The following is a 20,886-nucleotide window of genomic DNA, read 5'->3' on the forward strand; positions in this document are numbered from 1 at the left end:
CGGCCGCGCATCGCCCGGCTGCGCGCCAGCCGCCGCGCCAGCCAGCGCGTGCCCCGCGCCGCCAGCATCAGCACGCCGAGGGCCGCGACGATACCGCCCGCCGACCAGAGCGCGAGCGTCGGGATGCCCGACAGCCAGGCGGCGGCGGCGATCAGCACACCGGCAAGAGCTGCCGTCGCCACAAGGTAGATCAGCGGCGGGAACGGCGTGGACGTGTCCCCGACATCGCGGAACAGCCCAGCCGCCCGCGTCGCCTGCGCCCGCGCCAGCGGCCAGAGCGAGAAGATCAGCGCCGTCATCAGCCCGTAGAACGCCGCCTCGGCCAGGGGGGCGGGATAGATGCCGAACACCGCCGGGATCGGCAGCGCCGCCAGGATCAGCGGCGCGAGGAGGTAGGGCACACCTGCGCCAAGGACCAGGCCGATGGCGATGCCCAAGATCGACAGCAGCCCGATCTGGATCAGGTAGATCGTGAAGATCGTGCGCCCGCGCGCGCCGATGGTCTTCAGCGTGGCGATCGTCTCGGTCTTGCCGTCGAGGTAGCTGCGCACCGCGGCCGACACGCCGACGCCCCCCACCGCCAGCCCGGCGAGGCCGACCAGCACCAGAAACGCGCTAAGCCGGTCCACGAAGTTCGAAATGCCGGGGGTGCCGTTGCGCGTATCGCGCCAGCGCAATCCGTTGTCGCGGAACAGCTGGCGCGCCTCCCGCGCCAGGGCACGGGAATCCGCGCCCTCGGGCAAGGCAAGGCGATAGGCGGTGTCGAACAGCGTGCCCGTGGTGATCAGCCCGGAGCCCGCCAGGTCCGGCGTCGCCACGATGATCCGCGGCCCCAGCGCGAAGCTGGAGGTCACCCCGTCAGGCTCGCGCGTCAGCACCGCCATCAGGCGGAAATCCTGCGTACCAAGGCGGATCGTGTCGCCGGGCGACAGGCCCAGCCGATCCACCAGCACCCGTTCCGCCACCAACCCCGGCAACCCGTCCGCCCCCTCAAGCGCTCGGGGCAGGGGCATGTCCGGCTCCAGCCCGACGGTGCCATAGAGCGGGTACAGGTCGTCCACGCCCTTCACCTGTGCCAGCGCGCGCTCGGTCTGTTCGTCGCGGGTGACGGTGGCCATGGAGCGGAAATCCACCGTTTCCGATACCCGGGCTGCGTTGGCCTCCAGCCAGGCGCGCTCGTCCTCGTCGGCGAAACGGTAGGTGAAGCGCGCTTCCGCGTCCCCCCCGAGCAGGACCGAGGCTTCGCGCTCCAGCCCCTCCTCGATCGCGGCCCGGACCGAGGCGACGGCTGCGATGGCCGCCACTCCAAGTGCGAGGCAGGCGAGGAAGATGCGGAACCCTCTCAGCCCGCCGCGAAGTTCCCGGAAGGCGATGCGGATCGCGGCGCGGCCCTGTCCGCTCATTCCGCGGCTTCCGCCATGGTGTCGAGTGCGCCGTCGCGCAGGCGGATGACGCGGTCGCACCGCCCGGCCAGCTCTCGCGAGTGGGTGACGAGGACCAGCGTCGCGCCATGGCGGTCGCGCAGCCCGAAGAGCATGTCCATGATCGCTTCGCCCGTGGGCCCATCGAGGTTTCCGGTCGGCTCATCCGCCAGCAGGATCTCGGGGCGCGGGGCGGCGGCGCGGGCCAGGGCGACGCGCTGCTGCTCGCCGCCGGACAGTTGGCTCGGGTAGTGATCCTTGCGATCGCCAAGGCCCACGGCGCTCAGCTCTTCGGCGGCGCGCTCGAACGCCTCGTCCACGCCGGCCAGTTCCAGCGGCGTGGCGACGTTTTCCAGCGCCGTCATCGTCGGAATAAGGTGGAAAGATTGGAACACCACGCCCATATGGTCCCTGCGGAACAGGGCGAGGTCGTCCTCGCCCATGGCGGTCATGTCCCGCCCCAGAACCTTGACCGATCCGCTCGTGGCGCGCTCCAGCCCGCCCATGACCATGAGGAGAGAGCTTTTGCCAGACCCGCTCGGCCCGATCAGCCCCAGCGTTTCCCCGGCGTTTACCGTCAAGGAAATACCTTTCAGGATATCGACCATGCCGGCGTTGCCCGCGAGGGACAGGTTCGTATCGGTCATCGTGATGATGGGGGATGTCATGAAGGCACTTTCGGCTGAGGGCGTCGCCTTTCGATATGGGGCGGCGCGGGCAGGGCGCAAGCTGGGCGTCGCGGGAATGTTGGCGCTTGTCACAGGGGTTACGGCCGCGGCGGCGGACCAGATCACCATCGCCGCGCTCGGGGACAGCCTGACACAGGGCTACGGCCTGGCGGAAGAGGACGGCTTCGTGCCCCGCCTGGAAGCCTGGCTGAACGAGCACTCCGGGTATGCCGTGACGCTTATCAACGCGGGCGTTTCGGGGGATACCACCGCGGGCGGGCGCGCGCGCATCGACTGGACGCTGAGCGAGGAGGTCGACGGCGTGATCGTGGCGCTTGGCGGGAACGACCTGCTACGCGGGATCGACCCGGCCGTTACGCGCGAGAACCTGGATGTGATCCTTGGCGAAATCGCCGCGCGGGACCTGCCCGCGGTGCTGGCCGGGGTGCCGGCGCCGAGCAATTACGGGCCGGACTACAAGGCCGCCTTTGACGGAATCTTCCCGGAGCTTGCGGAAAAGCATGGCGCCATTCTGTACCCGTCCTTCCTGGCCGGGCTTGGCACGGGCGAGGATGTGGGGGCAGCGCGGTCGCTGATGCAGGGGGATGGCATCCATCCTAATGCCGAGGGCGTGGCCGCGATCGTGGCCGATATCGGGCCCGTCGTGCTGGAGTTGGTGGAGCGGGCGGCGGAGTAGCTCTGGCCGCCCGTTCAGATCCTTGCTGCGCGCGGGGCGCGGGGTCTTGCTTCTGCTGTCACGGGTATCAACGCCGGCGCATCTGGACCGGGGCATCCCAGGTCGCGTGCGGGGTCAGTCCGATGTCTTTCAGCAGGTGGGCGTCCAGACGCCCCAGCGCGGCCTTGCTGCGGTTGTGCTGATCCCATGCGATCAGCATGTCGAGCAGGCGGCGCAACAAGGGCCGGGACATTCGGGCGCGGGGCAGGTTCGTGGTGATCGTTGCCATCTGTTCATCCATTCTTAAGGCTGATGTTAAACTGTCCATCCATCGCGGACGTTGATGTATATGCCCTTTCGGTGTACATTAGTAAAATGAATGATCGTCAAATGAATCATCACGGGGGGTGATATGCCGAGAAACCTGGACCTGACGGCCCTGCGCGCCTTCGTCACCGTTGCCGAAACCGGCGGCGTGACCCGCGCGGCGGGGCAGTTGAACGTGACGCAGTCCGCCGTCTCCATGCAGTTGAAACGCCTTGAGGAATCTCTGGACCAGCCGCTTCTGGACCGCTCGGGGCGGGGGGTCTCGCTGACCGCGCAGGGCGAGCAGTTGCTGAGTTACGGGCGGCGGATGCTGGCCCTCAATGACGAGATCTGGGGCCTGATGCGCGATGACGCCTTCGAGGGGGAGTTGCACTTCGGCGTGCCCCACGACATCGTCTATCCCTTCGTTCCCGGCATCCTGCAGCGTTTCGCAGCAGAGCATCCCCGGATGCGGGTGCAGCTGATGTCGTCCTTCACCAAGGACCTGAAGGCGCGCTTCGCCGACGGGCAGATCGACGTCATCCTGACCACCGAAGCCGGAGTCGATCCCGGCGGAGAGACGCTGAGCAGCCAGCCGCTTGGCTGGGTCGGTGCACCGGGCGGCGCGGCCTGGCGGCAACGCCCCCTCAGGCTGGCGTTCGAGAATTCCTGCATCTTCCGTCCCGTGGTGCAAAAGGCGCTGGATGATGCCGGCATTTCCTGGGACATGGCGGTGAACTCGGAAAGCACGCGCACGGTCGATGCCACCGTTTCCGCCGACCTGGCGGTTCACGCGGGGATCGTCGGGCACGCCTCTCCCTACCTGGAAAATATCGACCACGGGGGCGCGCTGCCCGCGCTGCCATCGGTCAACGTAAACATGTTCGCGAGGCCCCGCGCCGACAATCCGCTGATCGAGGTGCTGGCGCGCTATGTCCGCCAGGCCTATCGCGGCTCGGCGGCGATCGCGGCGCAATAGGCGGCTCAGCCGATCTTCACCACCACCTTGCCGGTGGACTTGCGCTCGGCCAGCAGGGCCAGCGCCTCGTTCGCGCGCGACAGCGGCAGGACGTGGCTGACATGGGGCTTCAGGCGGCCCTCTGCGTACCAGTCGAACAACTGGCGGAAGCTGTCGGTAAGCACGCGCGGCCTGGTCCTGGCATAGCCGCCCCAGTAATAGCCGATCACGGTGATATTCTTGACCAGCAGGATGTTCGCCGGAATCTGCGGCACCTCGCCCGAGGCGAAGCCCAGCGGCAGGATGCGCCCGTCAGGATTGGTCGCGCGCAAGGCGGCCTTGAACGCCGCGCCGCCCACCGGGTCGTAGACCACGTCCGCCCCGCCAAGCGCCTTCACCCGGTCCCGGAGATCGTCGGTATCGCTGTCGATCAGGTGATCCGCGCCGGCGGCATGCGCCACGGCCAGCTTGTCGGCGCCGCGCGCCACGGCGATCACCGTTGCGCCCATCAGCTTGCCAAGCTCCACCGCCGTCAGCCCCACGCCGCCCGACGCGCCGAGGACCAGCAGCGTCTCGCCTTTTTGCAGGCGCGCCTTGTAGTCCAGCGCGACATGGGACGTGCCATAAGCCACGAGGAAGGCGGCCGCGTCCTCATCGCTCATCGCGTCGGGCACGGGAACGCAGCGATCGGCGGGCACGACGGCCTGCTCGGCCAGCCCGCCCACGCCCGCATAGGCGGCGACGCGGGTGCCCACGGCAGGCTCGGTGACGCCCGCGCCGAGGGCGGTCACGGTGCCGCACACCTCCATCCCCGGCGTGAAGGGCAGCTCGAAGCTTTCCTGGTATTTGCCCTTCACCAGCAGCGTATCGGCGAAATTGATACCGCAACTGTGCAGCTTCAGAGCGACCTCCCCCGCCGCTGGGGCCGGGGGTGGCACCTCGTCCAGGGTCATCGGTTGCCCCAAGCTGTGAATGCGCATTGCAAGCATGATCTGCCCCCTTCGTTGCCGGCAACCTAGTCCCGGCGTTGCCAAAGCGCCAGTAATCGCGCGCGTTTCATGCGTGCCGGTTGTGTTTTTCGCATGAGCGCTCTACATGCAGCGCCAGAAGCCGCATACTGGCTCAATCCCATCACAAAAAAGGCCGCCCTCTCATGGAGCTTCGCAATATCGCGATCATTGCCCACGTCGACCATGGAAAGACCACCCTGGTCGATGCCATGCTGCAACAGTCCGGTGTCTACCGAGACAACCAGGCGGTGACCGAACGCGCCATGGACAGCAACGACCTGGAGCGTGAGCGCGGCATCACCATCCTTGCCAAGGCGACCAGCGTGGAATGGGAAGGCACCCGCATCAACATCGTCGATACACCTGGCCACGCCGATTTCGGCGGCGAGGTGGAGCGGATTCTGTCCATGGTCGACGGCGTCGTTTTGCTGGTGGACGCAGCCGAGGGGCCGATGCCGCAGACGAAGTTCGTCACCTCCAAGGCGCTGGCTCTGGGCCTGCGCCCGATCGTGGTGCTGAACAAGGTCGACAAGCCCGACGCCGAGCCCGATCGCGCGCTGGACGAAGTGTTCGACCTGTTCGCAAGCCTTGATGCGGACGAGCATCAACTCGACTTCCCCGTGCTTTACGCCTCGGGCCGCGCGGGTTGGGCCAATGATGACCTGGAGGGTGAGCGCAAGGACCTGTCCGCGCTGTTCCGCCGGATTATCGCCCATGTGCCGTCCCCCGCGCAGGCCGACCACGTGGAAGAGCCCTTCGCGATGCTCGCCACCACCCTGGCCGCCGACCCCTATCTTGGCCGCCTTCTGACCGGCCGCATCGAGCAGGGGCGCCTGACGCCCGGCACCAGCCTGAAAGCCATGTCGCGCGACGGCAAGGAGGTGGAGCGTTTCCGCGTCACCAAGATCCTCGCCTTCCGCGGCCTCAGCCAGCAGGCTGTCGACGTGGCAGAAGCGGGGGATATCGTCTCCCTCGCAGGCATGACCAAGGCGACCGTTGCCGACACGCTGTGCGATCAATCCGTGACCAAGGCGATCCCCGCCCAGCCCATCGATCCGCCCACCATCTCTGTCACCTTCGGGATCAATGACAGCCCGCTGGCGGGGCGTGACGGCAAGAAGGTGCAGTCGCGCGTCATCCGCGACCGCCTGATGCGCGAAGCGGAAACCAACGTCGCCATCCAGGTGCGCGACACGCCAGGCGGCGAGGCGTTCGAAGTCTCGGGGCGCGGTGAATTGCAGATGGGCGTGCTGATCGAGAACATGCGCCGCGAGGGGTTCGAGCTGTCGATCTCCCGCCCGCAGGTACTGTTCCGCGACATCGACGGCAAGCGCCATGAGCCGATCGAGGAAGTGACCGTCGACGTCGACGAAAGCTACTCCGGCGTGGTGGTCGAGAAGCTGGCACAGCGCAAGGGCGACCTGGTGGAAATGCGTACCGCCACAGGCGGCAAGACGCGGATCGTCGCGCATGTCCCGTCGCGCGGGCTGATCGGCTATCATGGCGAGTTCCTGACCGATACGCGCGGCACCGGGGTGCTGAACCGCGTGTTCCACGAATGGGCGCCTGACCGTGGCCCCATTCCGGGCCGTCGCGCCGGTGTGCTGATCTCTATGGAATCAGGTTCTTCTGTCGCCTACGCGATCTTCAACCTGGAGGATCGCGGCCATTTCTTCATCGGCTCCGGCGAAGAGGTGTACCAGGGCATGATCCTGGGCGAGCACAGCCGCGAAAACGACCTGGACGTGAACCCGCTGAAGGGCAAGAAGCTGACCAACGTGCGTGCATCCGGCACGGATGAGGCGGTGCGCCTGACCACGCCGCGCAAGATGAGCCTGGAAGAGGCGATCGCCTACATCAACACCGATGAACGGGTGGAGGTGACGCCGAATCATATCCGGCTGCGCAAGATCCACCTCGACCCGCATGAGCGCAAGCGGGCGTCCAAGCTGGCAAGTTGATCAGACTATCTGCCGAATGAGTTGTATCGTGATTACCCGGCCCGGCACTGTTGTTGCCGGGCCGAGCAGCGCTGATACGCGCCTATTATTACTCCCTTGGGTTGAGTGCCATTGAAATGATTCGCCGCGTGCGGTATGCTTTCGAAACTTAGGTCAGGGTTTCCTGCCACCCGGTAGAAAGCTCCGGTGTTTTGGTTTTCATGTGTAATTACTTACGAGTCAGCCTGGGGGGAGCGAATGAAACATCCTGTCGATGCTTATGTCGGTCAAAGAATCAGACATAGACGGTGGATGCTGGGAATGACCCAGCAGCAACTCGGCGATGCGGTCGGGATCAAGTTCCAGCAGATCCAGAAGTACGAAACCGGGATGAACCGGGTCAGCGCCTCGCGTCTGTGGGACATTGCCTCGGTCCTGGATGTTCCGGTCAGCTTTTTCTTCGACGGCCTGTCCGAGGACGGGGAAAAGCGCGAAAGCAAGGGCGATCTGCCGACGGATCTGTTCGCGGACAAGGAAGCGCTTGAGTTGATCCGCTCCTACTACGCGATTCCGCCCGAGCAGCGCCGCAGGCTGTTTGACCTTGCCCGGGTTCTGAGCGACGCTGCCTGAGCGCCGCCGCACCGGCGGCAAGCTGTTCGCCAAAGGCCCTGAATCGTGACGTTTACCGAAGAAGAAATCACCGACATCGTCGATGTAGCCAACGCGCTTGCCGATGCGGCAGGCGCGGCGGCCCTGCCGCATTTCCGCAAGCGCGGGCTTGTCGCAAGCAACAAGCTGGACGATGCGGGGTTTGATCCCGTCACCATCGCCGACCGCGCCGCCGAGCGCGCCATGCGGGACATCCTTGCCGCGCGCCGCCCCGCCGATGGCATCCTGGGCGAGGAGGAGGCCGCGGTTAAGGGAACCAGCGGCATGACCTGGGTGCTGGACCCGATCGACGGAACCCGCGCCTTCATCAGCGGACTGCCGCTCTGGGGCACGCTGATCGCGCTCGACACGGGGCAGGGCCCGGTCTTCGGGCTGGTGGATCAACCCTACACGGGCGAGCGGTTTCGCGGCGGGTTCGGCGCGGCTACCCTGACGCGCCAGGGCGCTGTCGAAACGCTGGGGGTGCGCGCCTGTGCTTCGCTTGGCGAGGCGACGGTGATGACCACCTTCCCCGAGGTCGGCTCCCCAGATGAGGGCGCGGCGTTCCGCGATGTCAGCGCCCGCGCGCGGCTGACCCGCTACGGCGGCGATTGCTATGCCTACGCGATGATCGCGCTTGGCCAGGTCGACCTGGTCATCGAAGCGGGCCTGAACCCCTATGACATCCAGGGCCCGCAAGCGGTGATCGAGGCGGCGGGCGGTATCGTCACCGACTGGAACGGCGGCCCAGCGCATCGGGGCGGGCGGGTGATCGCCGCGGGCGACGCGCGTGTCCATGCCGAAGCTGTGGAGATCCTGAGCCGCAGCATTGCCTGACGCAGCATTACCCGTTGCGGGCCACCGGCGGGGCGAGCCCTGTCCGGTGGGCGCTCAGGACGCTTTCAGCAGGTCCTGGATGATCGGCTGGCGGTGGGGCTTCTTGGACAGGCTGCGCAACAGCTCGGCCAGTTCGGGTTCCCAGACGCGTTTCGCGGCGGTCTTGGCGCTGACCCATTTGCGCTTGCGCTCGTTGCGCTCTTTCCAGTTGCGTTTCAGCTTTTCCACGATCATCGGATAGACGCGCACACGGCAGCGCAGTTTCTTGCCCGAGGACATCACCTTCTTGTAGTGGTATTCGCCGATCTGCTCGCTGGAGATGTGGCCGACCGCGCCGGCTTCCTCCAGGGCTTCGATCTCGGCCGCGCGCCAGGGCTTCTTGCCGTCCATCGTCCAGCCTTTGGGCATAATCCAGCGGCCGGTCCCCCGGGAAGTAATGATGAGGACCTTCATCTTGCCCTTCTTGTCCCACTTTATGGGTAGGGCGGCGATCTGCTCTGCAACCTCTTTCACGTCTGCTCCTCGTTTGTGAATACACCCTCTGGCGGGGTGATTATTTCGGCGGGCGTTGGTGCTGTTTCATCGCCTTGCCATCGCATGCCGGTGTCCAAAATCGCGTCAAAATGAACCGGACCGGCGTGTCATTTACGACAGTGCAGCGCCGAATAAATAATTATCCCTTAAAAACAGGGATTTGGCAACTGTTTTCCTGGGGGGCTGCGAATGCACAGCTGTGCAGCGATCATAGCCGGTATCAGCCCACCTTGTAAATGCCGCCGCATGCGGCAGGCGGTGCGGCGCTTTCCGTGCAAGACGCCCCGTTAAAAGCCGCCCGCGCGCAGCATTTGCGTCGTGCGCACAAGTCGTCGCGCGAGGTATCCGGCCGCCGCGCGGTGCACGTCTTGCGCCAGTTCCGCCACACGCCCTTCGCCGTCCAGCGCGTCCGCGTCGAGGCGCATCACCCTTGACGGCACGACCGCGCGGATCGCGGCGGTGCGCGGGACGGAGGCATAGTAGGCGATCTCTCCCAACAGGGTGCCGGGCAGGAAGCGTGTCACGGTGACCGGATCGCCATCCACGCCGATGATCTCTGCCACCAGCGCGCCATCGAGCAGGACGAACATCTCGTCCGAATGGGCGTTCTGCTCGACCAGGATCTCGCCCGCCTCCAGCCGGGTCGTCTTGAACACGTCTTCAAGCCGGATGCCGGGATGCCGGGCCTGCACCAAGCTCAGAAAGCTGCCGTCGGCCTCCGTCTCGGTGGCTGGATGGGCGGCGAGAAGCGCTTCCTCCGCCGCTTGCAACGCGGCGTCGAGCGTTGGGTAAAGCGTGACCCCCAGCGCCGCCAGGCGCTCCGAGGGGAAGCGCGCCTGGTGCCCGGTGTCGGCGCTGCTGCAACACAATCCAACCTGCCGTCGCCGGCAGAGCTTGGCGATCTTCTCAAGCACGAAGGCAGCAGAGGCGTCTATCTCGGGGACGCGGGTGAAATCGATGATCAGGCGGCGCACGTCGGGGTGGGACCCGAGGTCCTGCTCGACCTGGTCCAGCAGGCGCTGGGCGGTGCCGAAGAACTGGTAGCCGGTCAGCTCGGTGATATGCACGCTATTGCCGTGGTCCTGCAGGACGGTCTGGGCCGCCATGCCCCGCTCGACCGAGGAGCGGCGGGTCGCGATGGTCGAGCTCAGGCGCACGGTATCGATCCGCGAATAGGAATAGATGAACAGCAGCGCCGCCGCCAGCAGCCCGACGGTCAGCGCTTGCAGGAAGCCGATCGTGGCGGCGGCAAGCAGGATCAGCATCACCAGCCCGTAGTCCATCGCCGGCAGGTTGCGCCGTTCCGCCCAAAGCCAGGTGATCAACAGGTCCATGCCGAGATACGCGATCACCACCGCGAACAGGCCGACGGGCAGCAGTGACAGCAAACCCGCCCCGAACACCAGCACCAGGCCGGTGCCCACGCCCGCCGAGATTCCGGCGATGGGCCCGGTCAGCCCCATCTTGCGCGAGAAGACCGTTTCTCCCAGCAGGTGGAAGCCGACGAGCCCGCCGCCGGCGCTGGCGGCCAGGTTGCTCAGCCCCACCGCCTTCAGATCCGTGTTGAGGTCGATCTCCCGGTCGATCACCACGCCCAGCCCGGTCGCGTTGAGTAGCGCGCCGATGATCGTCATCGCGATGACGCCGATCACGGTCGGCAAATGCGCGGTCATGACCCGCCAGTCCACGTCCAGCACCAGGGCGGGAGACAGGCCCTGGAGGAAGTTGCTCCGACCGAAGGGGCCGAGCAGCAGGCCCGCCTCGCGCGCCTCCGCCAGGGTCGTGCCGGTGAGGGCGAGCAGCCCGTAGAAGCCGGCCCCGGTCAGGATCAGCAGCACCGGCAGCGTCATCGGTTGCGAGGAGGCGCGCGTCAGCGCTGTCACCAGCGCCGCCACCGCCAGCCAGGGAAGCCAGCGGATCAGAACGGGCCATTCGAACAGCGCGGGCAGGCCCCAGATATCCACCGAGCGCCCGATCACCATCCCGATCGCGGCCGTGGTCAGCAGGTAGCCCGCTGCCGCCAGGAAGCCGGCCATGACGGGGTAAGGGATGAAGCGCGCGATATTGCCCATGCCGAAGCGCCCGCAGGCATAGGCGACGATCCCGGTGGTGAAGGTCGCGACGATCACCAGCATGGCGACGGTGGGGAACACCGCCTCGGGCGCGATGATGTCCGAGGCGGCGATCTGCGCCGCCGCGAGCGACAGCAGGATCGCCGTCACGTCCTGGGGTTGCGAGATCGTGCCGCGATAGCTGAACAGGAATGCGCTGAGCAGGCCCATGATGGTCGCGCCGATCAGCGTCAGCCCGATCCCCTGGCTGACATGGGCACTGAGCGCGCCGTTGTAGATGATCGCCGAGAACGAGATCGCGAAGATGCTGGACAACAGCCCGATCATCGGCGCCGCCATGGCGACACGGATCAGGCGGCCCGCCGCCCCGGATGTCACGCTCGCCTCGGCCATGACTTTGTCCCCCTTGGGCGAATTGATGCACTTGAAAGGGGGATCGCACAAGTTTTCCGCGCGGGCGGGGCTAGAGTTTCACTCGCGCGGACGCCGGATCAAGGGCGGGGCGCAGGTGCGGCGTCGCGGGTACGCGGCGGCCGGCGACCTCGATCTCGTAGCGCGCGGAAAGGACCTCCGCCGCCGATTGTCCCGGGCAGGGCACATAGCCAAGCCCGACCGACGCGCCCAGCGCGTGCCCGTAGTTGCCCGAGGTCAGGTAGCCGGTGATTTGCCCGTCGCGCAGGATCGGTTCGTTGTGGTACAGCAGCGGTTCGGGGTCGGTCAAAACGAACTGCACCAGCCGCGCTTGCGGCCCGCTTTCGCGCCGCGCCAGCACCGCGTCGCGGCCGATGAAGGCGGGCTTGCCGGTCTTGACCGCGAAGCCGAGGCCCGCGTCGATGACGTGATCCTCGCTGGTGATGTCATGGCCGAAATGGCGGAACGCCTTCTCGATGCGCAGGCTGTCCATCATGTGCAACCCGCACAGCTTCAGCCCGTGATCCGCCCCCGCCGAGAGGAGGGTGTCGAACACATGCCCCGCCAGGTCGGTGGAGACGTAGATCTCCCATCCCAGCTCCCCCACGTAGGTGACGCGGTGGGCGCGGGCCAGCCCCATGCCGATCTCGATCTCGCGCGCCCAGCCGAAGGGGTGATGCGCGTTGCCGAAATCATCGGGCGAGACGCTGGAAAGCAGCGCGCGGGAATTGGGGCCCATTACGGCGATCACCGCCTCGGCGCTGGTCACGTCGGTGAGGACGACTACGTGCTCGCCCCGGTGGCGCATCAGCCAGGTCTGGTCCGCCAGCCGCGTGGCGGCGGGGGTGACGACAAGATAGGCGGTCTCGGACAGGCGCGTCACGGTGACGTCGGCCTCGATCCCGCCCCTGTGGTTCAGGAACTGGGTATAGACGATCCTGCCGACGGGCACCGACAGGTCGCCGCCGCAGACGTGGTTCAGGAAAGCCTCGGCGTCCGGCCCCTCGACACGGATCTTGCCGAAGGAGGACATGTCGTACATGCCGACCCTTTCGCGTACCGCCTGGTGTTCGCGGGCGGCGTTGTCGAACCAGTTCTGGCGGCCCCAGGAATAGCGGTAGGCCCGGTCCTGCCCGGCGTCGGCGAACCAGTTCGCGCGCTCCCAGCCCGCGAATTCGCCCATCACCGCGCCATTGGCCAGCAGTTCGTGATGCAGGGGGGAGCGGCGGATGCCCCGCGCCGTGGCCTTCTGCCGGTAGGGGAAGTGATCGGCATAGAGCAGCCCCAGCGTTTCCCTGGAGCGTTCGAAAAGGTAGCGTCGGTTGCCTTGGAATGGTTGCATCCGCGCGATATCCACATCGCCCAGGTCGAAGGGTTTCTCGCCGTCCTCCATCCACTGCGCCAGCGCCATGCCCGCGCCGCCCGCCGACTGGATGCCGATGGAGTTGAAACCCGCCGCCACCCAGACGTTGTCCATCTCGGGGCAGAGCCCGAGGTGATAGGCGTCATCAGGCGTGAAGCTTTCGGGGCCGTTGAAGAACGTGTGGATCCCCGCCTCAGACAGCATCGGCATCCGGTTGACCGCCGTCTCGAGGATCGGCTCGAAATGGTCGAAATCCTCTGGCAGCTGGTCGAATTCGAAGTCCTCGGGGATGCCGCCCATGCCCCAAGGTTTCGCCACAGGCTCGAACGCGCCGAGCAGGATCTTGCCCGCGTCTTCCTTGTAATAGGCGCATTCGTCGGGCACCCGCAGCACGGGAAGCTGCCCCAGCCCAGGGATCGCCTCGGTCACGATGTAGAAATGCTCGCAGGCGTGCAGGGGCACGTTGACGCCCGCCATGCGCCCGACCTCATGGCCCCACATCCCGGCGCAATTGACCACCAAGTCGGTGCTGATCTGCCCCGTCGCGCCGCCCTGTCGCCAGGTGACGCCGGTGATCCGCCGGCCCTTGCGCGAAAAGCCGGTGACACGTGTGCGCTCGACAATCGTCGCGCCGCGCTGGTGCGAGCCCTTCGCCAAGGCCAGCGCGATATTGGCCGGGTCCCCCTGGCCATCGCGGGGCAGGTAGACGCCGCCGATCACCCCGTCGGTGTTCAGATGCTCGTAACGCGCCTTGATCTCGGCGGGCGAAACCTCCTCCACCTCCACCCCGAATGCGCGCGCCATGGAGGCCTGGCGCAACAGCTCTTCCCGGCGCTCGGTTGTCAGCGCGGCGGTGATGGAACCGCAGCGCCTGAACCCGGTGGCGACGCCGGTTTCCTGTTCCAGCCCGCCGTAAAGCTCCTGGCTGTACCGGGCGAGTTTCGTCATGTTCTTCGTCGCGCGCAGCTGCGCGATCAGCCCCGCCGCGTGCCATGTCGTGCCCGAGGTAAGCTGCTTGCGTTCCAGCAGCACCACGTCCCGCCAGCCGAGTTTCGTCAGGTGATAGGCGACCGAACAGCCGATGACGCCGCCCCCGATGATCACCGCACGCGCCTTGTCGGGTACATCGCTCATGGGGTGTTTCCTCGGGTTCAACAGGCTTGCGGTGCGGGTGGAAGCAGGGCCCATTCTCACGCTGCCGCCCTTGTCCCTGTCAAAACATTTTCGCCGCGATGGGCGTTGGCCCCATAAGCAGGCTGAATTGGACTTACCAAAACAGGGGCGCTCTTCGCCATTGTGTGATCCGGCCATGGCCCGGGCGGAACGGACCGCGACGGCTGTTTCGCGCGCAAAAGTCAATACTGGCCCTGTGCGGCGTGACGTGCTTCACTTTTAACGGGCTGCGATGGCCGCAGTCGCGACCGGCACCCGGCACCATAAGCCGGGGCCACCAACAGGGGTAACAGATGAGACGACGGAGGCCTGGACATCCGAACGGCGTATGCCCGTGGCCAGCCCCAGTCCGACCATCCGCGCGTGGAGACCGCTTTCCCTGACAGAAGTTGATCCCTGGCGCGCCCGGGGTTTTCGGGCTGCGCCTTGCCCCACTAACGCGGAGGTTGCCCATGTCCGGCCTGCTGATAGATAATATATCGATGCGATTTGACCTGCCGAACGGAGCCTCCGTTCAGGCGCTGAAGAACGTCACCCTCGACATCAAGGAGGGGGAGCTCATGGCCGTCCTCGGGCCATCGGGCTGCGGCAAGACTACCTTGCTGAACATCGTCGCCGGGTTCCTCGCCCCGACCGAAGGGCAGATCAAGCTGGGAGGTGAGGTCGTGTCCGGCCCGGGCCCTGAGCGGGGCATGGTCTTCCAGCAGGGCGCGCTGTTCGAATGGATGAACGTGCGCGAGAACGTGGCCTTCGGGCCGAACATGAAGGGGATGCCGAAGAACGAGAGTGCCGGCATCGTCGATCACCTGCTCGACGTGGTGGGCCTGCGGGACTTCAAGGAAAAGGCGATCTACGAGCTTTCGGGCGGGATGCAGCAGCGCGTGGCGCTGGCGCGCTGCCTGGCCAACGACCCCGAGGTGATCCTGATGGACGAGCCCCTCGGCGCGCTCGATGCGCTGACCCGCGAGAAGATGCAGGGCCTTGTGCTGAAGCTCTGGAAGGAAACCGGCAAGACCATCATCCTGATCACCCACTCGGTGGAGGAAGCGCTGCTGCTCGGCGAACGCCTGCTGGTCATGGCCCCGCGCCCGGGGCGCATCCACACCGAATACCGTCTGCCCTTCGCCGAGATGGGCGTCGATTCCGACCTGCGACAGGTCAAGAAGGTCCCCGAGTTCGGCCAGAAGCGGGATGAGATCCTGACGATGATATGGGACATGGAAGAGGAAATCATGGGCCGGTCGGAGAGCGCAGCATGACCATCCTTGTCATCTACATCGCCCTTTTCGCCGGCGCCTTTTTCGCGGTGCGTGCCATATCCGGGATGCGCGACGCGCGGCGGGACTTTACTTCGCTGAAGACCGTGACCTTCGGCGATGAAAGCGCCGTGCGCCCGGATCGCGCGGCCTCGATCATCTCGGTCCTGGCGATCTTCGCGATCTGGGGCGCGTTCACCGGCTCAGTCATCACGCCGATCCATGCGCCCGGGCCGTTCATCGGGGATACCTCCTTCACCTACACCGCAGAGAACGCCGCCGGGGAAACCGACGACGCGACCATCTTCGTGCGCGTCGCGAGATCCGGTGAAAACGTGGAGGAGATCCCGATCACCGGTGCGGATGACGGCTTTGCGAAGTCCGACAGCGTGCAGATCGACGCCTGGCGCTCGGACCTGATCCAGGCGAACCGCAATGACGAAGGCGGGCGCGAGGACGGCTACAGGATCATCGCGGTGAACGGTCAGCCAATCAGCACCGGGGCGCAGATCGACAACGGCGACGGGATCGTCTCGATGACGCCGCGCGGTACGCTGACCTACACGCCCTACAGCGGCTGGCAGATGGAGCCGATCTGGCTGCCCGCCCCCGAGGCAGTGCTGAGCCGGCTGATCGAGATCTCAAAGAACGGCTACCAGAACTTCTCCCTCTGGGAGCATCTTGGCTGGTCACTGCTGCGCGTGGTGGCGGGTTTTGCCCTCGGCGCGCTGGTGGGCATTCCGCTGGGCTACGCGATGGGCCTGTCCAACTGGTTCCGGGGATGGTTCGATCCGATCGTGGAATTCATGCGTCCGGTGCCGCCGCTGGCGCTGATCCCGCTGGTGATCATCTGGTTCGGCATCTGGGAAACCGGCAAGATCATCCTGCTGTTCCTGGCCGCGCTCTGGATCATGACAATCGCCGCGCGGGCGGGCGTTTCGGGGGTCAATATCTCCAAGGTGCACGCCGCCTATTCGCTGGGCGCGTCGAAATGGCAGATCCTGCGCCACGTGATCGTCCCGAACTCCCTGCCCGAAATCTTCACCGGAGCGCGGGTTGCGATGGGGGTGTGCTGGGGCACGGTCGTGGCGGCGGAGCTGGTCGCGGCGCAGAAGGGGGCGGGGATGATGATCATCGCGGCCTCCAAGTTCCAGCTAACCGATATCGTGATCATGGGGATCATCCTGATCGGGATCATCGGCTATGCGATCGATATCCTGATGCGCAAGGCCGAGGCTTGGCTGGTGCCCTGGAAGGGCCGTGGCTGAGGTGGGGGATTTGGCAGAAACCCGCTTCACCGGGTCCTTCACCCAGCAGGAACCGATCCCGGAGGACGGCATCGCCGCCGCCGTGGACCTGCTGCGCAGCGGGCGCTTGCACCGCTACAACACGGTGGCGGGGGAAACCCCCGCAGCCGCCGCGCTTGAGGCGGCCTATGCCGCCTGGCAGGGGCAGCGCTATTGTCTCGCCCTCGCCTCCGGGGGGTATGCGCTGGCGACAGCCCTGCGCGCGCTGGGCGTCGGGCACGGCGACAAGGTTCTGACCAACGCCTTCACGCTGGCCCCGGTTCCGGGCGCGATCACCAGCGTGGGGGCCGAGCCGGTACTGGTCGAAGTGACCGAAGACCTGCTTATCGACCCGGACGACCTGGCCGCTAAGGCGCGGGCCTCGGGTGCGCGGGTGCTGCTGCTGTCCCTGATGCGCGGCCACCTCGGCAACATGGACAAGGTGATGCAGGTGGTCGCGGCCGAAGGGCTGACGTTGGTCGAGGATTGCGCCCACACCATGGGCGCGCGCTTTGACGGGACGCGCTCGGGCAACTTCGGGGTTGCGGGATGCTTTTCGACGCAGACCTACAAGCACATGAATTCGGGCGAGGGCGGGCTGCTGGTGTCCGAGGACGCGGCCTTCATGGCGCGCGCGATCATCCTGTCCGGGTCCTACATGAACTATGAGCGCCACGGCGCGGCCCCACCGCCCGAAGCGTTTCGCCAGATCCGCCTTGAAACGCCGAACTGCTCGGGTCGAATGGACAACCTGCGCGCCGCGATCCTGCTGCCCCAGCTCACCCGGCTGGAGGAGCAGTGCGCCGCCTGGACCGAGCGTTATCGGATTGTCGAGTCGGCGCTGCGCGATCTGCCCGGCGTCACCATGCCCCACCGGGGCGGGCGCGAGGATTTCGTGGGCAGTTCGCTGCAATTCCGCCTTGCAGGGGCCGAAGGAGATGCGGCGCGGGCCTTCCTGGCGGATTGCGCCGCACTGGGGGTGGAGCTGAAATGGTTCGGCGCGCCGGAACCCCAGGGCTTCACGTCCCTGCACCACAGTTGGGCCTATATCCCCGCGCAGGCGTTGCCGCGCACCGATGCGATCCTTGCGACCCTGTTCGACATGCGCCTGCCGCTGACATTTTCGCCCGCCGATTGCCGTCATCTCGGCGCGATTCTGAACGGTGCGATCGGACGGCACATGGCGCGCGTCGGTACGGGCTGAGGAGTTCAGTCCTCGGCTGAAGCGGCGCGCATCAGTCCGGCAAAATCGAATTGCCCGGGGTCCAGCAGGTGGCTCGGGCGCGCGTTGGAGAGCGCGCTGAAGATCTTCTGCCGCCGACCCGGGGTGCGGGCTTCCCACTCATCCAGCATCCGCTTGATCTGCTGGCGTTGCAGCCCGTCCTGCGAGCCGCACAGATCGCACGGAATGATCGGGTAGTTCATCGCCTCGGCGAATTTCGCGCAGTCCGCCTCGGCCACATGGGCGAGGGGGCGATAGACGAAAAGATCACCCTCGTCGTTCAGCAGCTTTGGGGGCATCGTCGCCAGCTTGCCGCCGTGGAACAGGTTCAGGAAGAACGTCTCGAGGATATCGTCGCGGTGATGGCCGAGTACGACCGCCGAGCATCCCTCCTCCCGCGCGATGCGGTAGAGGTTGCCGCGCCTGAGGCGCGAGCACAGCGAACAGAAGGTGCGCCCCTGCGGGATCTTGTCCATGACGATGGAATAGGTGTCCTGGTACTCGATCCGGTGCGGCACGCCGCGTTCCTCAAGGAAGGCGGGCAGCACCGTCGCGGGAAAGCCCGGCTGTCCCTGGTCCAGGTTGCAGGCCAGCAGGTCCACCGGCAGCAGGCCGCGCCATTGCAGTTCGTACAGCACTGCCAGCAACGTGTAGCTGTCCTTGCCGCCAGACAGGCAGACCAGCCAGCGCGTGCCGGGCTCGATCATGCCATAGGCGTCGATGGCCGCGCGGGTTTCGCGCACCAGGCGCTTGCGCAGCTTCTTGAACTCCGTGGAGGAGGGGGCGCCAGCGAACAGCGGGTGGATATCGTCGGACTCGTCGAGCATGGCTCACGGGCTAATCCAAGGCGCGGCGTCGCGCAAGTGGGCTTGCAGGGGGCGTGCGCCGCGAACCGGGGTTCATCCGGTCGGGCGCGGGGCGCGTATACCTTGGGCAAACGAAAGGACGCGCATGAAACGTATCGCCCTTGGCCTGATGGCGCTGGCCCTGTCGGCCTGTGTCGCCCGACCCACGCTCGACGATCCGCCGCTGAGCGATCGTACGCTGAACCTTGAAGAGTATTTCGCCGGCGACCTGCGTGCCTGGGGCCAGTTCCAGGACCGTTTCGGCAATATCTCGCGCCGGTTCACTGTGGATATCGCGGGCACTTGGGACGGGCAGACCCTGACCTTGGTGGAAGATTTCGTCTACGAGGACCAGTCCACCGAGCAGCGGGTCTGGACCCTGACCAAGACCGGAGAGGACAGTTGGCGCGGCACCGCCCCCGGTGTGATCGGTACCGCGAGTGGGCAGGAGAAGGGCGACAGTTTCAACTGGCGCTACACCATCGACCTGCCGGTGCCCGACGGCACGCTACGGGTCACTTTCGATGACTGGATGTGGCTGCTCGACGACGGAAAACTGCTGAACCGCGCCTATATGGACAAGTTCGGCGTGGAAATCGGGCAGGTCATCATCTTCTTCGAGAAGCGCTGAGCGCGCCCCTCAGTTGCCGTGCCCGTGCCCGCTGTCGACCGCGTCGCCGGTGCGGCTGCGCAGATCGAGCGTTACCGTGACCGGGCCGGCATCGCGAAAGACCAGCGTCACCTCGGGCTCGGAGTCGGCGGAGAAGGGCTGCTCCAGCCCCATGAACATGATGTGCAGCGCGCCCGGCTCCAGGGTCACGGTCTGCCCGGCGGGCAGGGGAATGCCGTTCATCTGGTGCACCATGCGGGCGACACCGGCGGCGTCCGTCTCTGTCTTGTGCAACATGGTGGAGGCGGCGGTGCCCTCGACCGTCAGCAACACGTCGTCGGTGTCGCCGGTGTTCTCGATAATCAGGTAGCCCGCGGCGGAGGTAGCGCGCGGCGGCGTTTCCAGCGTGTGCATGTCGCTGATCACCAGGTCGCCGTGGTGAACGTGGTGGACCGTGTCCTCCATCGCCAGCACCGGAAGGGAAAACAAACCGAGGGCGAGGCCGAGGCCGAGGGCAATGCGCATGACTGGAATCTCCTTTGACTGGCTTGGACCTAAGCCCGCCGCGCGCGACCCGCAAGCGCGGCGGGCGGCGATGCGGCAGCGTGCCTCAGGGACGGTCCTCGCCGGGGACGTTGTCGATCCCCGAGCCGCCCCAGGGGTGGCAGCGCGCCAGCCGGCGCAGGGTCAGCCAGCTGCCCTTGATCGCGCCGTGACGCTCGAGCGCCTCCAGCGCATAAGCCGAGCAGGTCGGCTGGTAGCGGCAGGATCGCCCGACCCAGGGAGAGGCGACAAGCCGGTAGGCTCGCACCGGCAGGGCGGCGATATGGGCCAGCGGGCTCATGCGCGGGGCTTGTGGATGGCAGTGACGGCCGAGGAAAGATCCGCCGTCAGCTGCGTGAAAGGCAGGCTGGCGGTCACGTCCTGGCGGCCGATCAGCACGTAGTCCCAGCCCGCGCGTCCCTGCTCACGCAGCACCGCGCGCGCGGCTTCGCGCAAACGCCGCTTGGCGCGGTTGCGCGCCACGGCGTTGCCGACCTTCTTGGAGCAGGTATAGCCGATGCGCACGACCGGCGCGCCGTCGCCCCGCTCGCGCGCTTGCAGGATGAACCCGGCGCGCACCTGCTTGCGCCCGCGCGCCGCCGCCAGGAAGTCGGCGCGTTTCTTCAGAACCGGCAGGCTGCGCACAAGCGAAGGCACCGCCGGCCCCGCATCCGCCGACCCGGTAAGGGGCAGGCGGGTTGGGTCCGGCGGTGCCATCATGTCAGGCTCGTGGCTGTTGTGCCCGCTCAGGCGCTCAGGCTTTTGCGGCCCTGCGCACGGCGGCGATTCAGGATCTTGCGGCCGTTCTTGGTGGCCATGCGCGCACGAAAACCGTGGCGCCGCTTGCGCACCAGGTTGGAAGGCTGGAAGGTCCGTTTCATTGTTTTTCTCCATTCGACAGCGGGCGGTCCCGCCGCGTCTGTTCAATCTCAGGCTCCGGCTTCTAGGGGGAACTTCGGGCCCTGTCAATCTAAGCGCGGCGCATTTCCGTCGGCATTCCGCGATTCTTCGCGAAATGTTTCCCCGCGCCCTGCGCACTGTAACCCGATGCCCCCTCCATCACGGCAAAGAGAGCGCTTCGCGCGCTTTATGACAGGTGCGGGGCAG

The 20,886-nt window shown here is 66.5% G+C and carries 21 protein-coding genes; 9 read left to right on the forward strand and 12 right to left on the reverse strand.

The window, feature by feature from the left end:
* Together DJ029_RS19910 and DJ029_RS19915 are read right to left on the reverse strand one after the other, a co-directional pair.
* The coding region (locus tag DJ029_RS19910) for an ABC transporter permease (protein WP_157966461.1) at positions 1 to 1,403 on the reverse strand (1,403 nt) is incomplete at its 3' end.
* Positions 1,400 to 2,089, reverse strand: a complete 690-nt coding sequence (locus DJ029_RS19915; RefSeq protein WP_112324238.1) for an ABC transporter ATP-binding protein — start codon at positions 2,087 to 2,089, stop codon at positions 1,400 to 1,402. The genes DJ029_RS19910 and DJ029_RS19915, both read right to left, overlap by 4 nt.
* Here DJ029_RS19915 and DJ029_RS19920 point away from each other — a divergent pair.
* The gene (locus tag DJ029_RS19920) at positions 2,088 to 2,786 is read left to right on the forward strand and encodes an arylesterase (RefSeq protein ID WP_112324239.1); all 699 of its coding nucleotides are present in this window, start codon (positions 2,088 to 2,090) and stop codon (positions 2,784 to 2,786) included. The genes DJ029_RS19915 and DJ029_RS19920 overlap by 2 nt on opposite strands.
* A gap of 67 nt (positions 2,787 to 2,853) precedes the next feature.
* Here the strand turns inward: DJ029_RS19920 and DJ029_RS19925 are convergent, their stop codons facing one another.
* Positions 2,854 to 3,054 (reverse strand): YjiS-like domain-containing protein, encoded by a 201-nt coding sequence (locus DJ029_RS19925; protein ID WP_157966462.1) that lies wholly within the window; start codon positions 3,052 to 3,054, stop codon positions 2,854 to 2,856.
* Between the two features lie 123 nt (positions 3,055 to 3,177).
* Between DJ029_RS19925 and DJ029_RS19930 the strand changes: the two genes are divergently transcribed.
* Positions 3,178 to 4,050, forward strand: coding sequence for a LysR family transcriptional regulator (locus DJ029_RS19930; RefSeq protein ID WP_112324241.1), 873 nt, complete (start codon positions 3,178 to 3,180; stop codon positions 4,048 to 4,050).
* A gap of 5 nt (positions 4,051 to 4,055) precedes the next feature.
* Here DJ029_RS19930 and DJ029_RS19935 read toward each other — a convergent pair whose 3' ends face one another.
* Complete coding sequence (locus DJ029_RS19935; RefSeq protein WP_112324242.1) at positions 4,056 to 5,018, reverse strand: NADPH:quinone oxidoreductase family protein; 963 nt, start codon at positions 5,016 to 5,018, stop codon at positions 4,056 to 4,058.
* Positions 5,019 to 5,182: 164 nt separating this feature from the next.
* On the opposite strand from DJ029_RS19935, the gene typA reads away from it, so the two are divergent.
* The 3 genes from typA to hisN all read left to right on the forward strand — a co-directional run bounded on the left by typA (position 5,183) and on the right by hisN (position 8,464).
* A complete protein-coding gene (typA, locus tag DJ029_RS19940; protein WP_112324243.1) occupies positions 5,183 to 7,000 on the forward strand; it encodes a translational GTPase TypA in 1,818 nt (605 codons plus the stop codon).
* A gap of 237 nt (positions 7,001 to 7,237) precedes the next feature.
* Complete coding sequence (locus tag DJ029_RS19945) at positions 7,238 to 7,609, forward strand: helix-turn-helix domain-containing protein (protein ID WP_112324244.1); 372 nt, start codon at positions 7,238 to 7,240, stop codon at positions 7,607 to 7,609.
* A gap of 45 nt (positions 7,610 to 7,654) precedes the next feature.
* Positions 7,655 to 8,464 carry a histidinol-phosphatase gene (gene hisN, locus DJ029_RS19950; protein ID WP_198671209.1) on the forward strand — a complete coding sequence of 270 codons (810 nt, stop codon included), beginning with the start codon at positions 7,655 to 7,657 and terminating at the stop codon, positions 8,462 to 8,464.
* A gap of 54 nt (positions 8,465 to 8,518) precedes the next feature.
* Here hisN and DJ029_RS19955 read toward each other — a convergent pair whose 3' ends face one another.
* From DJ029_RS19955 to DJ029_RS19965, 3 genes are all read right to left on the reverse strand, one after another.
* A complete protein-coding gene (locus DJ029_RS19955) occupies positions 8,519 to 8,977 on the reverse strand; it encodes an NUDIX hydrolase (RefSeq protein WP_112324245.1) in 459 nt (152 codons plus the stop codon).
* A gap of 308 nt (positions 8,978 to 9,285) precedes the next feature.
* The gene (locus DJ029_RS19960) at positions 9,286 to 11,463 is read right to left on the reverse strand and encodes a SulP family inorganic anion transporter (protein WP_112324246.1); all 2,178 of its coding nucleotides are present in this window, start codon (positions 11,461 to 11,463) and stop codon (positions 9,286 to 9,288) included.
* Between the two features lie 70 nt (positions 11,464 to 11,533).
* Complete coding sequence (locus tag DJ029_RS19965; protein ID WP_112324247.1) at positions 11,534 to 13,978, reverse strand: GcvT family protein; 2,445 nt, start codon at positions 13,976 to 13,978, stop codon at positions 11,534 to 11,536.
* A 491-nt stretch (positions 13,979 to 14,469) separates the two neighbouring features.
* Here DJ029_RS19965 and DJ029_RS19970 point away from each other — a divergent pair, with 491 nt between their 5' ends.
* Genes DJ029_RS19970 through DJ029_RS19980 form a run of 3 tightly spaced genes read left to right on the forward strand, consistent with a single transcriptional unit; the run spans position 14,470 to position 17,763 of the window.
* Positions 14,470 to 15,276 carry an ATP-binding cassette domain-containing protein gene (locus tag DJ029_RS19970; protein ID WP_112324248.1) on the forward strand — a complete coding sequence of 269 codons (807 nt, stop codon included), beginning with the start codon at positions 14,470 to 14,472 and terminating at the stop codon, positions 15,274 to 15,276.
* Complete coding sequence (locus tag DJ029_RS19975; protein WP_112324249.1) at positions 15,273 to 16,541, forward strand: ABC transporter permease subunit; 1,269 nt, start codon at positions 15,273 to 15,275, stop codon at positions 16,539 to 16,541. Before DJ029_RS19970 ends, DJ029_RS19975 begins: the two co-directional genes overlap by 4 nt.
* A 10-nt stretch (positions 16,542 to 16,551) precedes the next feature.
* Entirely contained in the window at positions 16,552 to 17,763 is a 1,212-nt protein-coding gene (locus DJ029_RS19980) for a DegT/DnrJ/EryC1/StrS family aminotransferase (RefSeq protein ID WP_112324259.1), read from the forward strand.
* 5 nt (positions 17,764 to 17,768) lie between these two features.
* Here DJ029_RS19980 and ttcA read toward each other — a convergent pair whose 3' ends face one another.
* On the reverse strand, positions 17,769 to 18,608 hold the full coding sequence (ttcA, locus tag DJ029_RS19985) for a tRNA 2-thiocytidine(32) synthetase TtcA (protein ID WP_112324250.1): 840 nt from the start codon (positions 18,606 to 18,608) through the stop codon (positions 17,769 to 17,771).
* Positions 18,609 to 18,732: 124 nt separating this feature from the next.
* Here ttcA and DJ029_RS19990 point away from each other — a divergent pair, with 124 nt between their 5' ends.
* Complete coding sequence (locus DJ029_RS19990; RefSeq protein ID WP_112324251.1) at positions 18,733 to 19,257, forward strand: DUF3833 domain-containing protein; 525 nt, start codon at positions 18,733 to 18,735, stop codon at positions 19,255 to 19,257.
* Positions 19,258 to 19,266: 9 nt separating this feature from the next.
* Here DJ029_RS19990 and DJ029_RS19995 read toward each other — a convergent pair whose 3' ends face one another.
* From DJ029_RS19995 to rpmH, 4 genes are all read right to left on the reverse strand, one after another.
* A complete protein-coding gene (locus tag DJ029_RS19995; RefSeq protein ID WP_112324252.1) occupies positions 19,267 to 19,761 on the reverse strand; it encodes a copper chaperone PCu(A)C in 495 nt (164 codons plus the stop codon).
* An 85-nt stretch (positions 19,762 to 19,846) separates the two neighbouring features.
* Positions 19,847 to 20,080, reverse strand: a complete 234-nt coding sequence (gene yidD, locus DJ029_RS20000; RefSeq protein ID WP_112324253.1) for a membrane protein insertion efficiency factor YidD — start codon at positions 20,078 to 20,080, stop codon at positions 19,847 to 19,849.
* Entirely contained in the window at positions 20,077 to 20,496 is a 420-nt protein-coding gene (gene rnpA, locus DJ029_RS20005; RefSeq protein WP_112324260.1) for a ribonuclease P protein component, read from the reverse strand. Before rnpA ends, yidD begins: the two co-directional genes overlap by 4 nt.
* A gap of 29 nt (positions 20,497 to 20,525) precedes the next feature.
* Positions 20,526 to 20,660 carry a 50S ribosomal protein L34 gene (rpmH, locus tag DJ029_RS20010; protein WP_112324254.1) on the reverse strand — a complete coding sequence of 45 codons (135 nt, stop codon included), beginning with the start codon at positions 20,658 to 20,660 and terminating at the stop codon, positions 20,526 to 20,528.
* Positions 20,661 to 20,886 lie beyond the last annotated feature (226 nt).

It is taken from the genome of Oceanibium sediminis (assembly GCF_003265325.1).
Classification (GTDB): domain Bacteria; phylum Pseudomonadota; class Alphaproteobacteria; order Rhodobacterales; family Rhodobacteraceae; genus Halovulum; species Halovulum sediminis.